Source organism: Xanthobacter wiegelii (assembly GCF_043193855.2).
GTDB classification, from domain to species: Bacteria; Pseudomonadota; Alphaproteobacteria; order Rhizobiales; family Xanthobacteraceae; genus Xanthobacter; species Xanthobacter flavus_A.
Genome location: NZ_CM195529.1, coordinates 4,721,013 through 4,735,758 on the forward strand (window position 1 = coordinate 4,721,013; position 14,746 = coordinate 4,735,758).

14 protein-coding genes are annotated in these 14,746 nt (G+C 65.1%); 8 read left to right on the forward strand and 6 right to left on the reverse strand.

The window, feature by feature from the left end:
• Positions 1-19 precede the first annotated feature (19 nt).
• Complete coding sequence (locus V5F63_RS22100) at positions 20-829, forward strand: VHL beta domain-containing protein (protein WP_394101084.1); 810 nt, start codon at positions 20-22, stop codon at positions 827-829.
• 147 nt (positions 830-976) lie between these two features.
• Here V5F63_RS22100 and V5F63_RS22105 read toward each other — a convergent pair whose 3' ends face one another.
• Entirely contained in the window at positions 977-1,147 is a 171-nt protein-coding gene (locus tag V5F63_RS22105) for a hypothetical protein (RefSeq protein WP_509210812.1), read from the reverse strand.
• A gap of 343 nt (positions 1,148-1,490) precedes the next feature.
• Between V5F63_RS22105 and V5F63_RS22110 the strand changes: the two genes are divergently transcribed.
• Positions 1,491-3,290: an RNA-directed DNA polymerase gene (locus tag V5F63_RS22110; RefSeq protein WP_394101082.1), complete on the forward strand. Its 1,800-nt coding sequence runs from the start codon at positions 1,491-1,493 to the stop codon at positions 3,288-3,290.
• Between the two features lie 10 nt (positions 3,291-3,300).
• Here the strand turns inward: V5F63_RS22110 and V5F63_RS22115 are convergent, their stop codons facing one another.
• Together V5F63_RS22115 and V5F63_RS22120 are read right to left on the reverse strand one after the other, a co-directional pair.
• Positions 3,301-4,599 (reverse strand): ATP-dependent DNA helicase, encoded by a 1,299-nt coding sequence (locus tag V5F63_RS22115; protein ID WP_394101081.1) that lies wholly within the window; start codon positions 4,597-4,599, stop codon positions 3,301-3,303.
• A gap of 30 nt (positions 4,600-4,629) precedes the next feature.
• Positions 4,630-5,631 carry an adenosine kinase gene (locus V5F63_RS22120; protein ID WP_394101080.1) on the reverse strand — a complete coding sequence of 334 codons (1,002 nt, stop codon included), beginning with the start codon at positions 5,629-5,631 and terminating at the stop codon, positions 4,630-4,632.
• A 340-nt stretch (positions 5,632-5,971) separates the two neighbouring features.
• On the opposite strand from V5F63_RS22120, the gene glmM reads away from it, so the two are divergent.
• From glmM to V5F63_RS22140, 4 genes are all read left to right on the forward strand, one after another.
• Positions 5,972-7,315, forward strand: a complete 1,344-nt coding sequence (gene glmM, locus V5F63_RS22125) for a phosphoglucosamine mutase (protein ID WP_209485735.1) — start codon at positions 5,972-5,974, stop codon at positions 7,313-7,315.
• Between the two features lie 555 nt (positions 7,316-7,870).
• On the forward strand, positions 7,871-8,584 hold the full coding sequence (locus tag V5F63_RS22130) for an outer membrane protein (protein ID WP_394101079.1): 714 nt from the start codon (positions 7,871-7,873) through the stop codon (positions 8,582-8,584).
• Positions 8,585-8,827: 243 nt separating this feature from the next.
• Positions 8,828-9,571, forward strand: a complete 744-nt coding sequence (locus V5F63_RS22135; RefSeq protein ID WP_245327799.1) for a rhomboid family intramembrane serine protease — start codon at positions 8,828-8,830, stop codon at positions 9,569-9,571.
• Between the two features lie 156 nt (positions 9,572-9,727).
• A complete protein-coding gene (locus V5F63_RS22140; RefSeq protein ID WP_209485740.1) occupies positions 9,728-10,159 on the forward strand; it encodes a CBS domain-containing protein in 432 nt (143 codons plus the stop codon).
• A 307-nt stretch (positions 10,160-10,466) separates the two neighbouring features.
• Here V5F63_RS22140 and V5F63_RS22145 read toward each other — a convergent pair whose 3' ends face one another.
• On the reverse strand, positions 10,467-11,105 hold the full coding sequence (locus V5F63_RS22145; protein WP_209485742.1) for a peroxiredoxin: 639 nt from the start codon (positions 11,103-11,105) through the stop codon (positions 10,467-10,469).
• 214 nt (positions 11,106-11,319) lie between these two features.
• On the opposite strand from V5F63_RS22145, the gene V5F63_RS22150 reads away from it, so the two are divergent.
• Positions 11,320-12,426: a choloylglycine hydrolase family protein gene (locus V5F63_RS22150; RefSeq protein WP_394101078.1), complete on the forward strand. Its 1,107-nt coding sequence runs from the start codon at positions 11,320-11,322 to the stop codon at positions 12,424-12,426.
• Between the two features lie 51 nt (positions 12,427-12,477).
• Here the strand turns inward: V5F63_RS22150 and pncB are convergent, their stop codons facing one another.
• Positions 12,478-13,770, reverse strand: coding sequence for a nicotinate phosphoribosyltransferase (pncB, locus tag V5F63_RS22155; protein WP_394101077.1), 1,293 nt, complete (start codon positions 13,768-13,770; stop codon positions 12,478-12,480).
• A gap of 108 nt (positions 13,771-13,878) precedes the next feature.
• Between pncB and V5F63_RS22160 the strand changes: the two genes are divergently transcribed.
• Entirely contained in the window at positions 13,879-14,337 is a 459-nt protein-coding gene (locus V5F63_RS22160; protein WP_394101076.1) for a DUF1801 domain-containing protein, read from the forward strand.
• 30 nt (positions 14,338-14,367) lie between these two features.
• On the opposite strand, the gene V5F63_RS22165 is transcribed toward V5F63_RS22160, so the two are convergent.
• Positions 14,368-14,655, reverse strand: coding sequence for a YARHG domain-containing protein (locus V5F63_RS22165; protein ID WP_394101075.1), 288 nt, complete (start codon positions 14,653-14,655; stop codon positions 14,368-14,370).
• Between the last annotated feature and the right edge of the window lie 91 nt (positions 14,656-14,746).

Below are 14,746 nucleotides of genomic sequence, written 5' to 3' on the forward strand. Positions count from 1 at the left end.
GGGGCGGGGGAGCCGACAAGTGACTTTCAGGACAGGATTTTTTGCCGGCTTCCTCGCCCTCTCGGCGCTCGGCGCCGCCCTGCCCGCCATGGCGCAGCAGGAGACGGCCTACGACCGGGTGGGGCGCTGGTCCATCACCGTCGTCAATGACGGCAACCGCTTCGGCTATTGCGCCGCCGACGTGGACAATGGAAAGGTGCAATTCCGCATCGGGACGGACGGAAAGTCTTGGCAGATCGGCGTGCCTTACTATGGCAACGTCTCCGGCCCGCTGGATGTCTATTACGGCTTCGGCGGCGCGGCGGAGATGGGCACCTTCCATGCGGAAGGGGACGGCTGGGCCTCCATGATGATCAACAATGATCAGCTCAACGCCTTCAGGACATTGCCGGAATTCTCGGTGAACCTCGACCGGGGCGAGCAGACCTTCAAGCTCGCAGGGGCCGCCCAGGCCATCGACAAGGCCCGCGAGTGCGCGCGCAACAAGGGCCAGAAGGCCTCCCCGCCCCCGCCAGCCCCGCAGCAGAACGCGAGCAACGGCAAGAATTGCCCGCCCTTCGGCACCGTCCGCTCGCAGAACAGCAAGGCACCGGTGAAGGTGATGTTCGTGAATCTCTCGAAGGTTCCGCTGAACATCATGTGGATCGACTTCAACGGCGAGTGGAAGAAATACCACACGCTGGCGCCCAATTCCAACGTCACCCAGTCCACCTTCGGCACCCATCCCTGGATCGCCGTGGACTCCCGCGGCACCTGCCACGGCGGCGTCATGTACGGCAACCCCGCCTCCCGCACGGAGGGGGATAACATGTTCCAGATCTGGGACTGAGGAGAGGCCGACGCGACCGCCCCGGCATGGCCTGACCGGCCCGTGCCGGGGGTGTTTCACCGGGTTTCCGGTGGGGATATCGGTGGGGTTCGGGAGGCGGTTCGGGTGGGAGTCAGGGGAATCGGCGGCTGCGGCGGCCATTCCGCATTATAATACCTTCAAAATCTCCGTGTGGACGACGGCGAGGCCCGCTTCGATCCGGTGGTGCTGAGCGGCAACGAGACCCTGCTGCTGATGGCGGCGCGCGAGGGCATGGGCCTCGCCTTCCTGCCGCGGGCGATCGTGGAGGACGACCTCGCCGCCGGCACGCTGGAGCACCTCCTGCCCACCGCCCTCACCCCCTCCGCCCCCTCTACGCCATCTACCCCAACCGCACCCACCTGCCCGCCAAGGTGCGGACGTTCCTGGATTTTCTGGCGGAGGAGGGGTGGGGGTAAGGGGGACTATTACCGGCGGCGCCTATATCCCTTGGCAAGCGCTCAATCTTATACTCTACTTCAGTCCATTAAAAAATGATTCAAGCTGAGAGCTATGCTGAACGAGACCCGCGCTAATCACAAGAGCCAATCCCGTTCGCAAGCTGACATCAGCGGCTTCAAACGATAACACATCGGGAAAAGTCCTCCACCGGCCCCTCACGGCAGCGCATTCTGGAACAAATATGAAGTCCCCCAGATTCAATATTCGCGCAAAAAAACTTGAGGAAATATTTTCGGCGCGGAACATCGAATTTATTTGGAAGAAGAAAGTGCGAACCTCCATGAGGTCGCAGATAATATCTGATGGCATCGAGAATTTTGACTTCCATGTATATCGAAAAGCTGAAAGCGAGAAACTTTCCAAGATGATTTTATCTGGCGACTATTCTCCACAAAAATGTCAGAGAATTCTTCTTGAGAAGAGCAAGGGACTTTGCAGACAAATTGTGATCCCATCTATCAGAGATGCGATCGTTCTGCAGTGCTTGTCTGATGCACTTTATGCATCTTTGAAGGGAAAGGCACCAACGAAAAAGTCATTTTTCGAGCCAAAAGATCATAGTTTTTCGGATACCGGAAACACTTATGGGACATATAGAGCTTGGCTCAATTTCCAGAGAGCGCTTTTCAATTTTTCCAAAGCGAGACGATATATAGTTGTAACTGACATCGCAAATTATTACGACTCAATAAACTATAATTATTTGAGAAACTCTATATCATCAATATCAGATGTTGATGAGTGCGTAATCGATATGCTGATTTATGTACTAAGTGACCTTTTATGGCAGCCGGATTATACGCCCAGAATGGAAGTCGGACTTCCACAGATAAATTTAGATGCCCCGAGAGTTCTCGCCCACGCCTTTCTTTATGAATTGGATTCATTTCTCGACAGCAATACTCACATCGACTTCGTTAGATATATGGACGACGTCGACATTGGCGTTGACACAATAGTTGATGCTAAGATGATTCTTAAATCTGTTGACCTAGTTCTACAAGCGCGCCAAGTTCGGTTGAATAGCGGGAAAACACTAATATTATCGCAAGCGCAGGCCAGCCAGCACTTTTGTATAGCAGAAAATGCTTATCTTGATAATTTAAAATCCAGGATAGATAATAAAATAAAAGCGGGACTTCCGCTCGACTCAGAACGGGAACTCGTAAAAAAATGCATACATAGGGATTTGAAGCGTGGAAGTTTCGACAAGGGCAATGGAGAGAAAATTCTTAAACGATGGATAGGCCTTGCAGCAAAAGTCGGCACCGACATTGCGCCTCAGGCTGTCGAATCCGTGATAAAATATAGGCCATCTGTTCGGGAAAATATGCTCACATATCTGAGAGGCCGGCCACTCACTCCAAAATACGCGGAGGCTCTTTACAATTGCATGTCGTCCGGTCTTTTGATGGACGATGCCGCCAATGTGCACATATCAAACCACCTGGCTGAAACCTTATGCAAAAACAAGAGATGCAATAAGTTTATTATTAATATTATTGATTCGTTCGATATTAATTCAACATATGGACTATATTGTAAGATATGGATGCAATCAAAATATAGTACAATAGATGATTTAATGAAAACTGTATCAGACTCCATCAAAGTTTGGGCACCAGACGAACCAATCGGGCGCCTAGTCGGGTCTCTTTATCCATTATTTTATGGAACGTCATTAATTGATAGATACAAGAGGGTGATTGCCCACTCCCTGAATTCTGGAGCGAGAGATGCATATAAATTTCAGTCGCGACTTTCGGATGACGTATATGTCCTAAATGAAATGATTCCCGCCTTGAGATCTCCAAACCCGACAAGAGGAACCGGAATAACTCACGCCAAATTCCTTTGCCTCGTATCGGCTTTGAATAATAGAAATGCCAATCCGGCTCATTTAAAAACCTTAAGAGACGCCAATCACATGGCTTTTTCCGATGCCTACTATAAGGATATTGCGAAGAGAACAGGTATATGATCGCCCCGCCTCACCCCTCAAACCGCTCCACAAACGCCGCCACCCGCCGGTCCACCCGCACATCCCGCCCCGTGATCGCCCGCACCAGCGAGAGCCCCTCCAGCGTCCGCGCGCGGGAGAGGGCCACATAGGCCTGCCCGGGGGCGAAGGCGCCTTCGGCGAAGTCGATGCGGACGTCGGTGAGGGTGAGGCCTTGCGCCTTGTGCATGGTGAGGGCCCAGGCGGGGGCCAGCGGGAGCTGGGTGTAGGTGCCCACCACCTGCGCCTCCAGCCGGCCGCCGGGCTCGTCCCAGCCGTAGCGGATGCGTTCCCAGGTGAAGGCCTCGATCTCCACGCTGGGGCCGGCATCGAGCTTCACCAGCGCCGAATGGGGGCCGAGGCCGGTCACCGTGCCCACCGAGCCGTTCACCCAGCGCCGGGCGGGATCGTTGCGCAGGGCCATGACGCGGGCGCCGCGCTTCAGCACCAGCTTTTCCGCCACAGGCAGGCGGTCGCCCTCCAGCCCGAACTCGCCCTTCAGCAGCCCGGAGAATTCGCGCCCCTCGTCGGCGAGGGAGGCGAGGCCGCGGGCGTTGTAGGCGTCGGCGCGGGCGTTGGTGGGGGTGAGGAGCACGGGGAGCGCGCCGTCGCGGTGGGGGCGCACGCAGGCCTCGTTCAGCGCCTCCGCCGCCTCGCGGGCGCCACGGCCCCGGCGCAGGGCGTCGAGCATGGCGATGAAGGCGCGGTCGGTCTGGCGGTGGACGAAGGTGAAGGGCACGCCCGTCACCTCCCGCCCGTCCAAAGCCTTGGCATGGAAGGCGAATGGCCCCTCGTAGCCCATGCGGCCGAGCATCTCCTGCTCGGCATAGGGCACCACGGGGGGCAGCTGGAGGAAATCGCCCACCAGCACCATCTGCACCCCGCCGAAGGGTTCCGAATTGTCGCGGGCGATGCGCAGCGAGATGTCCACCGCGTCGAGCAGGTCCGCCCGCACCATGGAAATCTCGTCGATCACCACCCGGTCCAGCTTCTTCAAGAGGCGCCGCACCTGCGCGCGGGGCTTCACCTCGTCCGGGTTCTGGAGACGGGGCGGAATGCCGAAAAAGGAATGGATGGTCTGCCCGCCGGCCTGCAGCGCCGCGACGCCGGTGGGCGCCAGCACCACCTGCCGGCCCCGTGGGGCTTTCCGCAGCTCGTGCAGGAAGGTGGTCTTGCCCGTGCCCGCGCCGCCCAGCACCATGATGAGCGGCGCCTTCGCCTCGATGGCGGCAAGCGCCCGCCCGGCCGCATCCGCGCCGGGGGCTTCGGCTGGTACGGGCAGGTCGGTCACGAAATGAGGTCGCTCACGAGATGAGGCCTTTCAAGAGATAAGGCCTGCCTCGCGGGCGAGGTCGATGAGGGGGCGCTGGGGCCGCGCGCCCATCTGGCCGATGATCTCCCCCGCCGCCAGCGCGCCGAGGCGCAGGCTGGTGGCCGGGTCGAGGCCACGGGTAGTGCCGGTGAGGAAGCCGGCGGCGAAGAGGTCGCCCGCGCCGGTGGTGTCCACCACCCGCTCCACCGGATGCGCCGGCACGCTCACCACCGCCTCGCGGGTGACGAAGGAGGCGCCCTTCTCCGAGCGCGTCACCACCGCCTCCTTCGCATCCTTGCGCAAGGCCACGAGGGCGGCGTCGAAATCGGAGGTCTCGTAGAGCGACTTCAGCTCGCCCTCGTTGCAGAACACGAGGTCCACCGTGCCGGAGACGATGAGGTTCTTGAACTCGGCGCGGTAGCGGTCCACGCAGAAGGTATCGGAGAGGGAGAGCGCCACCTTGCGGCCGGCGCCATGGGCGATCTTCGCGGCGGCGAGGAAGGCCTCCTTCGCGGCCGGCGGGTCCCACAGATAGCCTTCGAGATAGGTGACGGAAGCGCTCTCCACCATGGCGGCGTCGATGTCGGCGGCGACGAGGTTCTGCGCGGCACCGAGATAGGTGTTCATGGTGCGTTCGCCATCCGGCGTCACCAGGATGAGGCAGCGCGCGGTGGCCGGGCCGTCGGCGGCGGCGGGGGTGCCATAGGCGACGCCGGCGGCGCGGATGTCATGGCCGAACACGGTGCCGAGCACGTCGTCCCTCACCTTGCCGATGAAGCCGGCCCTGCCGCCCAGCGAGGCGACGCCCGCCGCCGTGTTGGCGGCCGAGCCACCGGACGCCTCGGTGCCCGGGCCCATGGCGGCGTAGACGTCCTCCGCCCGCGCCTCGTCGATGAGCGCCATGCCGCCCTTGGCCATGCCGTTGGCGGAGAGGAAATCCTCCTCGGCGCGCGAGAGGACATCGACAATGGCGTTGCCGATGGCGAGGACGTCGAGGGCGCTGGTCGTCACGGGAAGGTCTCCGGAAGGTTCGGCGAGGGGTAGCATCCGCCTTGGTGCGGTGCAATCGCCGGGCCACCCTCAGCCTGCCGCCCCTTAACCTTTCCGCAAGGAATGCCCACCGCCCCGCCCGGCCCCGCGCCTTCGCACTTGCAACGGGGGCGCCCTTCTGAACAATTCGGACACGTCTGCTCACAGGGGCCTGATCGACCCACGGACGGGACGTTGCGTTGCGGAGCGTCACGAGACGTGATGCCGCCCGGCGCCGCGCGGATGCTAAAGGCAGGTTCGGCGGCCGCCGGTCGGGGCACGGCGCGCCGGGATAAAAAAGCTTCAGGCGACGAGAGGGACCATGTCGCGCAGGTATTTCGGAACGGACGGCGTGCGCGGGCGCGCCAATGCCTCGCTGACGGCGGATCTGGCGCTGCGGGTGGGCATGGCGGCCGGGCTGGTGTTCCAGCGCGGCGAGTACCGCCATCGCGTGGTGATCGGCAAGGATACGCGCCTGTCCGGCTACATGATCGAGAATGCGCTGGTGGCCGGCTTCACCTCGGTGGGCATGGACGTGCTGCTGCTCGGCCCCATGCCGACGCCGGCGGTGGGCATGCTCACCCGCTCCATGCGCGCCGACCTCGGGGTGATGATCTCGGCCTCGCACAATCCGTTCGACGACAACGGCATCAAGCTGTTCGGCCCGGACGGCTTCAAGCTCTCCGACGAGGTGGAGCGCGAGATCGAGGAGCTGATCGACGAGGATCTCGCCAAGCGCCTCGCCAAGCCCGCCGAGATCGGCCGCGCCCGGCGGCTGGAGGGCGTGCACGCCCGCTACATCGAATATGCCAAGCGGACCCTGCCGCGGAACCAGTCGTTCGAGGGCATCCGCGTGGTGGTGGACTGCGCCCATGGCGCCGGCTACCGCGTGGCCCCGGAGGCTCTGTGGGAACTGGGCGCGGAAGTCATCGCCATCGGCGTCGAGCCGGACGGCATGAACATCAACCGGGACGTGGGCTCCACCTCCCCCGCCGCCCTCGCCGCCAAGGTGCGTGAAGTGCGCGCCGACATCGGCATCGCCCTCGACGGCGACGCCGACCGGGTGATGATCGTGGACGAGAAGGGCCACACGGTGGACGGCGACCAGCTGATGGCCGTCATCGCCGAGAGCTTCAAGGAGGACGGCCGCCTCGCCCGCGACGGCGTGGTGGCGACCGTCATGTCCAACCTCGGGCTGGAGCGCCACCTCGCCAGCGAGGGCATCACCCTCGCCCGCACCGGCGTGGGCGACCGCTACGTGCTAGAGCGCATGCGGGCGGACGGCTTCAATGTGGGCGGCGAGCAGTCCGGCCACATCATCCTGTCGGATTATTCCACCACTGGCGACGGCCTCGTCGCGGCGCTGCAGGTGCTCGCCGTGGTGGCGCGGCAGGGCAAGCCGGTGTCCGAGGTCTGCCACCGGTTCGATCCGCTGCCGCAGATCCTCAAGAACGTGCGCTATCGCGACGGCGCGCCGCTTGAGAACGAGAAGGTGAAGGTCGCCATCGCCGATGCCGAGCGCCGCCTCTCCAACCACGGCCGCCTGCTCATCCGCCCCTCGGGCACCGAGCCGGTGATCCGCGTGATGGGCGAAGGCGACGACCGCGAGCTGGTGGAAACCGTGGTGGACGAGGTGATCGACGCCCTCCAGCGCGCCGCCGCCTGAGCGGGGCGCGGTCTTCCGCAGCCGTCGCGCCCTCTGGCCGGACCGGAGGGCCCGGACCGCACCGTGACGCCGGTCCACCCCTCTCCTCCGTCATCGCCCGGCTTGTCCGGGCGATCAACGGTCGGGCCGGGATGGATTTGCAGACAGCCCGCAGGCCGATGGGTGGATCCCCCGGACAAGCCGGGGGATGACGGCACGAGTATGCGCTGCCACCTGAGCGGGGCGCGCTCTTCCGCAGCAGTCGTACTCCGGCCAGACCGGAGGGCCCCGGACCGCACCGCCCAGACAGCGCTGCGACGCCGGAACACCCGCCCCCTCCTCGGTCATCGCCCGGCGCGTCCGGGCGATCCACGGTCGGGCCGGGACGGGTTGGCCGATAGCGTGCTGGCCGAGGGGTGGATCCCCCGGACGCGCCGGATGACGGAACGAAGGCGCGCCGCTGCCGCCCCCCGAATTCCTTTGCCGCGCCAGAGCTTAACCCTTCATCAGGGTTAATCCGGCCTTAAGCCTCCCCGTGCCACACCTCGCTCCAGAGCATTTCTCGGGCGGGTCGTCATGATGGGTGTGTTTGGTCGGGCCGGGCGTCTTCTTCTGGCCTCTCTCGCAATCGCCGCGCTGGCGGGCACGGCGCAGGCCGCCGACAAGGCGGATGCGGAGATGGAGGCCATGATGGCCTCCCTCGGCAAGCCGGGCGACTTCTCCCTCGCCGCCCCTGCGGTGAGCGAGGACGCGGCCTCCGGCTGGTATTTCCGCGCGGACGTGGGCTACGTCGCTGCGACCAGCGCGCGCCTCTCCTTCGGCGGGCTCCCCACCGGGCTCGATGTGTCGGGGTCGGGCTGGTCGCTGGGCGGCGGCATCGGCTATCGCTTCCTCCCCTTCCTGCGGGCCGAGGTGAGCCTCGATTATCTCGCCCTCGGCTCCGCCAGCCTCGCGCCGTTCGGGCCAGGCGTCGGCGCCAGTGCCACGGTGGGGCTCGCCAGCGTCTACTGGGACATCATCACGCTCGCCGGCTTCACGCCCTATCTCAGCGTCGGCGCGGGCTTCGCCATCGACACGCTCAGCGCCCCTGCGGCGCTCCAGCCGGCCGGCAATGCCTGGGAATTCGCCTGGACGGCGGGCGCGGGCATCTCCTTCGCGGTGTCGAGCAGCTTCAGCCTCGATCTCGGCTACCGCTATCTCGACCTCGGCAGCCCCGCCTATGCCGGCGGGCTGTCCCTCGGCAATGCCACCGCCCAGCAGGTGCGCTTCGGCCTGCGCTACGCGCTGTAGGGGCGCGCCAACCGCCGTCGTCCTCCGACTTGATCGGAGGACCCATGACGCCATTGGCCCCGGTCATCGGACACTGGCACCGGCGGCTGGATGGGCCCTCCGGTCAGGCCGGAGGGCGACGATGGAGCAGGGAACCGCCCTAGCGCCCCGGACGTCCCCGGCAAGTGAAGGCACCAGAGCTGCCCCCTCCCCCCGCGCTTTTCCCTTGCCGGGCGGGGCAGCGGCACCTATGTGCAGAGCGTGCTGAACCGCCCCACCCATCCCGGCACGTCGCATCGGGAACCCGTCTTCAACGTGCCCGGCGCGGTGGCGGTGATGGCGCTTGGGCTGGTGGCGATCCACGCCATCCGCGTGCTGCTGCTCTCGCAGGACGCGGACATCGAAATCCTCACCTATTTCGCCTTCATCCCCGCGCGCTACACGCTGCCGGACAGCATGTTCTACCTGCCGGGCGGCCTCGGCCCGAAGGTGTGGACCGTGGTGAGCTACGCGCTGCTGCACGCGAACTGGATGCACCTCATCGTCAACCTCGTCTGGCTGCTGGCCTTCGGGACGCCTGTGGCGCGGCGGTTCGGCTCCACGCGCTTCTGGCTGTTCTGCGCGGTGACGGCGGCGGCGGGCGCGGGGGCGCATTATCTCGCCAATCGCGATGCCATCGCCCCGCTCATCGGCGCGTCGGCGGCCATCTCGGGCACCATGGCGGCGGCGGTGCGTTTCGCGTTCGGGCCGGGCGGCGCGCTCTCCGGCTACCGCACCATCTTCGCCGACCACCAGCCGGCCGGGACGCTGCGGGAAAATTTCAGCGACAAAAGGGTGCTGATCTTCGTCGGCGCATGGTTCGCCTTCAACCTCCTGTTCGCCGTCGGCGTCTCGCTCCCCGGAACGGAGGATGCGGAGGTGGCCTGGCAGGCCCATATCGGCGGCTTCGTTGCCGGCCTGCTGCTGTTCCCCCTGTTCGACCCGGTGGGGCGCCGGCGCATGGCCTGAGGGCATTTTATAGGCCCAAGGTCGTGGTGCATGGAGCGCGCTGCGCGCTTGCGTCGCACCGCAATGCGAGTGATCATCCCTGTCCGGATCGTTTCCAGAGAAGGCCCCGCCGGCGGAGCGGGCCCCTGGATTTCACCAGCTAGGGAGATTACGCCAATGTCCGTGACCGTCATCCTGAGCCGCAAGGGCAACGACATCGTCACCCTGTCGCCCGACGCCACGTTGGGCGATGCCGTGGCGAGCCTCGCGCGCAACCGCATCGGCGCCATCGTCGTCACCAATGCGGACATGGGGGTGGAGGGGATCATCTCCGAGCGCGACGTGGTGCGCCTCATCGGAGAACGCGGCGTGGACGTGCTCGCCGAGCCGATCACCGGGCTGATGACCAAGGCGGTCGTGACCTGCGCCCCGGACGACACCGTGCCCCAGATCATGGAACGCATGACCCGCGGCCGCTTCCGCCATGTGCCCGTGGTTCAGGGCGGCAAGCTCGTGGGCATCATCTCCATCGGCGACGTGGTGAAGTATCGCGTGGAGGAAATGGAGCGCGAGAGCGCCCAGCTGCGCGACTACATCATGTCGGCCTGAGGGGAGCGGATATCGGAACCCACGTCATCCCCCGCCTGGTGCGGGGGATCCACGGTTCCGCCTGTCCGGCTCTCGTGTCGGCAGGAGCCGACCCGGTCGTCGGTGGATCGCCCGCACAAGGCGGGCGATGACGGCGGGGTCAATGGATAGCGCCGTGCTCCGTAAGCAGCCGCGCTCAGGTTTTGCCCGCTGCGCGGCACTTGCGCGCTGGACCCCGGATCAGCGCTCCGGCTGCGACGTCGCTTGTCCGGGGAAAGGCTTCGCCCTCCGGGTGGGCCGGAGGGCGACAATCAAAGCAAGAAACGCCTCACGCGCCGGGCTGGCGCACCACGCGCAGATAGGGCTTCACGGTGGTCCAGCCGTCCGGAAACTTCTCCTTGGCGGCGTCGTCCGAGAGCGAGGGGACGATGATCACGTCATCGCCCTGCTTCCAGTCCACCGGGGTGGCCACCGAGTGCTTGGCGGTGAGCTGGAGGCTGTCCACCACGCGCAGGATTTCCGCGAAGTTGCGGCCGGTGGAGGCGGGGTAGGTGAGCGACAGCTTCAGCTTCTTGTCCGGGCCGATGATGAACACCGAGCGCACGGTGAGCGTGTCGTTCGCATTGGGGTGGATGAGGTCGTAGAGGTCGGAGACCTTCTTGTCGGAATCCGCGATCAGCGGGAAGTTCAGGGTGGCGCCGGTGGCGTCCTTGATGTCGCCGACCCAGGCCGGGTGATTGTCGATGGCATCCACCGACAGGCCGAGCAGCTTCACGCCGCGCTTGTCGAACTCGGGCTTGAGGTGGGACGCCTGCCCCAGCTCCGTGGTGCAGACGGGCGTGAAGTTCTTGGGGTGTGAAAACAGGATGCCCCAGCTGTCGCCGAGCCACTCATGAAAAGTGATGGGGCCTTCGGTGGTCACGGCCTCGAAATCCGGCACCACATCGCCCAGTCGCAGCGTCGCCATGGTCGTCTCCAATAAACATGTAAAAACTGTATATCGTTTTATTATACCAGAAGCTCGATGCATTTAAAGCGGATTCACGCCCCGTCGACCGCGCGCCCCGCGGCCGTATCGACGGCGCCATTCATCAGGCATCAGCCTTTGTGTGCTCAAGTCTCAGCCGGCCGGAGAGCCGATACGCTCCGCGATCCGCGGGACCTGGAGGGAGAAAATTCACATGAAACGCATCCTGGCGATGGCCCTCGCAGCCGTCCTTCCCCTCCAGAACGTCAGCCTCGCGGTGGCCTGCACGGCGGTGAACGTGGTCGCGGCGGACAAGACCGTGATCGCCGGGCGCACGATGGAATGGGCGTTCGACATGAAGTGGACGCTCAAGAGCATCCCCAAGGGCACAACCCTCACCTTGACCGCCCCGGCGGACCTGGGCCTGCCCGAGAAGAAGGTGGCGACGCTCTATTCGGCTGTCGGCATCAGCGCCGAGGTCATTCCCGGCGGCGCCATCATCGAGGGGCAGAACGCGGCCGGGCTCGGCATGAGCGGCAATTTCCTGCCCGGCTTCACCACCTACCAGACGGTGACCAAGGCGGACACGGCCTACGTCTCCATCCTCGGCTTCGGCGCCTGGGCGCTGGGCATGCACGGCACGGTGGCCGATGTCCGCGCCGCTTTGGAGAGGACCAAGGTGTGGGCCGATGCCTCGCTGCCGAGCGGGCCGACCCCGCCCACCATCCACATGGTCTTCACCGACCGCTCGGGCGCCAGCATCATCGTGGAATATGTGGGCGGCCAATTGCAGATCCACGACAATGTGGCGAGCGTCCTCACCAATTCGCCGCCCTACGACTGGCACCTCCTGAACCTGCGCAACTATCTGAATCTCTCCACCATGGGCGTCGGCGACCGCCGGTTCGGCACGGCCAATGTCACGGCCATCGGCCAGGGCGGCGGCGCCACCGGGCTGCCGGGGGATTTCACCCCGCCCTCGCGCTTCGTGCGCGCGGCCTTCATGCGCCATTACATGGCCCAGCCGAAGGACGCCGCCGACGCCGTCACCTCCATCGGCCACATCCTGAACACGGTGGACATCCCGCTGGGCGTCGCTCAGAGCCGGGACGGCAACGCGGTGGTCTCGGACTACACCCAGTGGGTGGCCATCAAGGACCTCACCCACAACAAGCTGACGATCTCCGACTACGCCCACCGCACGACCTTCATCACCCTCGATCTCGACACCATCTTCGCGCAGGACAAGCCGAGCGCGCGGCTGGTCACCGACCTGCCCTTCCCGGCGGCGGTGGACGGGACGGCGGCGCTGAAGAACTGAGCCGGCGGGACGGGCGGGTCGCCCTTACACCATGGCGACCCGCGCCTCTTTCTAGACCAGGGCGCTACGCGCCTCTTGCTCGCCCACCTCGAACACCCTCTTGTAGCGCTCGACCTCGCCGGCCGGGCCCATGGCCTTGGTGGGGTTGTCGGAAAGCTTCACCGCCGGGTGGCCGTTGGCGGCGATGACCTTGCAGACGATGGAGATGGGATCGAGCGCCCCATTCGGCGCGAGGCCCCGGAAATCATTGGTCAAAAGCGTGCCCCAGCCGAAGCCGAGGCGGATGCGGCCGGCGAACGTGCGGTGGATGCGGGCCACCTCCTCCACATCGAGCGCATCGGAGAAGATGGCGAGCTTGTCGCGCGGGTCCTGCCCGCGCGAGGCCCACCACGCGATGGCCTCCTCGCCGCCGGCGATGGGGTCCTTGCTGTCGATGCGGATGCCGGTCCAGTGGGTCACCCAGTCGGGGGCCCGCTCCAGGAAGCCGGTGGTGCCGTAGGTGTCGGGCAGGATGACGCGCAGGTTGCCGTCATAGTCGTCCTGCCAGTCGGCGAGCACCTGATAGGGGGCCCAGCGCAGTTCGTCGTCGTTGCGGGCGAGGGCCGCGTAGACCATGGGCAGCTCGTGGGCGTTGGTGCCGGTGGCCTCCACCTCGCGGCGGAGCGCTATGAGGCAGTTGGAGGTGCCGAGGAAACCCTCGCCCAGCCCCTCGATCAGCGCCTGCACGCACCAGTCCTGCCACAGATAGCCGTGGCGGCGGCGCGTGCCGAAATCGGCGATGTTGATGCGGCCGAGGGATTTCAGGAACTGCACCTTCTCCCACACCCGCGCCATGGCCCGGGCATAGAGGATCTGCAATTCGAACTTGCCCATGCCCTTCAGCACGGCCCGCGAGCGCAATTCGTTGATGATGGAGAGGGCGGGGATCTCCCACATGGTGGTTTCCACCCACGGCCCCTCGAAGGTCAGCTCATACTGGCCGTCCACCTTCTCCAGGTGATAGGCGGGGAAGCGGAAGCCCTCGAGCCAGGCCACATAGTCCGGCGAGAACATCTGCCTTTTGCCGTAGAACATGTTGCCGCGCAGCCAGGTGCTCTCGCCCCGCGTGAGGGAGAGCGAGCGCACATGGTCGAGCTGCTCGCGCAAAGCGCCGATGTCGATGATGTCGGCGAGCCGCACCGAGGTGGAGCGGTTGTGGATGCCGAAGGTGACGCGGGTGGCCCGGTGGCGGTTGAAGATCGTCTGCCCCATGAGCAGCTTGTAGAAGTCCGTGTCGAGCACGGACCGCACGATGGGGTCGATCTTCCAGGTGTGGTTGTAGACGCGCGTGGCGATGTCGGTCATGGGTGACCCCAGGGGCGGGACAGCACCTATACCATCGTCGCACAGGAATGGGAGGCTTCGCCCGCAGGCGAGACCCCGAATGGGGCAGGCCGACCTCGGGAGGCGGATATGACGGAAGGGAAGCGCAGGCCGGGCGCGACGGGCGGGCGGGCCGAGGAACGTCCCGTGGTTCTCCTCGCGGGGGGCAATCCGCAGATCCCCAAGGGCGAGGGGGATGCCCCGATCGCGGCCTATATCGCCGCGATGCCGGGCTGGAAGCGCGACCTCGGCGCGCGGCTCGATGCGATCGTCGTCGGGACCGTGCCGGAGGTGCGCAAGGCGGTGAAGTGGAATTCGCCCTTCTACGGTGTGGAAGGGAAGGGGTGGTTCCTCTCCTTTCACGTCTTCACGCGCTACGTGAAGGTGACATTCTTCAACGGCCTCGCGCTGGACCCCGTGCCGCCCGGCGGCACGCCCAGGAGCGGCGACGCGCGCTGGCTCGACATCCACGAGACCGACACGCTGGACGAAGCGCAACTGGTGTCCTGGGTGAAGCAGGCGTCCGCTCTGCCGGGCTGGACGCCCTAGAAGCCGCGCCCGTCAGCGGTCGGAATTCCCTCAGCGGCAGCCCTTGCGGGCCTCCCAGGCCTGCACCTCGTTCACGAAGCGCTGCTGGTCGGGGGTCAGCTTGCCATATGGCGCATAGCAGCGGGCGCCGAAGGTGGCGATGGCGTCCTTGGTCTTGAAGCAATAGCCCTGCTCGGCATAGACCGCATTGCGCTGGTACCACAGCGCCTTGCAGGACAGTTCGCTGAGCGCCTGCGCGCCCGCGCCCGTGACGAAAACCGTCGCCGCGCAGGCTCCGAGGGCGAGCGCCGCCAGCCCCCTCCCCTTGCCGTCTGCCATCCCTGCCTCCCCTTTGTTCCACACCCGGCCACCGCCTGACACGGCCGGCGGGTGCGCCCCGCACCATTATTGCTCAGATGGCACGAATGTC

Excerpts from the sequence above, each read along its gene's own strand:
- V5F63_RS22110 (WP_394101082.1), top strand. The coding sequence starts at position 1,491 with ATGAAGTCCCCCAGATTCAATATTCGCGCAAAAAAACTTGAGGAAATA.
- glmM (WP_209485735.1), top strand. The coding sequence starts at position 5,972 with ATGTCGCGCAGGTATTTCGGAACGGACGGCGTGCGCGGGCGCGCCAAT.
- V5F63_RS22130 (WP_394101079.1), top strand. The coding sequence starts at position 7,871 with ATGATGGGTGTGTTTGGTCGGGCCGGGCGTCTTCTTCTGGCCTCTCTC.
- V5F63_RS22140 (WP_209485740.1), top strand. The coding sequence starts at position 9,728 with ATGTCCGTGACCGTCATCCTGAGCCGCAAGGGCAACGACATCGTCACC.
- V5F63_RS22145 (WP_209485742.1), bottom strand. The coding sequence starts at position 11,105 with ATGGCGACGCTGCGACTGGGCGATGTGGTGCCGGATTTCGAGGCCGTG.
- V5F63_RS22150 (WP_394101078.1), top strand. The coding sequence starts at position 11,320 with ATGAAACGCATCCTGGCGATGGCCCTCGCAGCCGTCCTTCCCCTCCAG.
- pncB (WP_394101077.1), bottom strand. The coding sequence starts at position 13,770 with ATGACCGACATCGCCACGCGCGTCTACAACCACACCTGGAAGATCGAC.
- V5F63_RS22160 (WP_394101076.1), top strand. The coding sequence starts at position 13,879 with ATGACGGAAGGGAAGCGCAGGCCGGGCGCGACGGGCGGGCGGGCCGAG.
- V5F63_RS22165 (WP_394101075.1), bottom strand. The coding sequence starts at position 14,655 with ATGGCAGACGGCAAGGGGAGGGGGCTGGCGGCGCTCGCCCTCGGAGCC.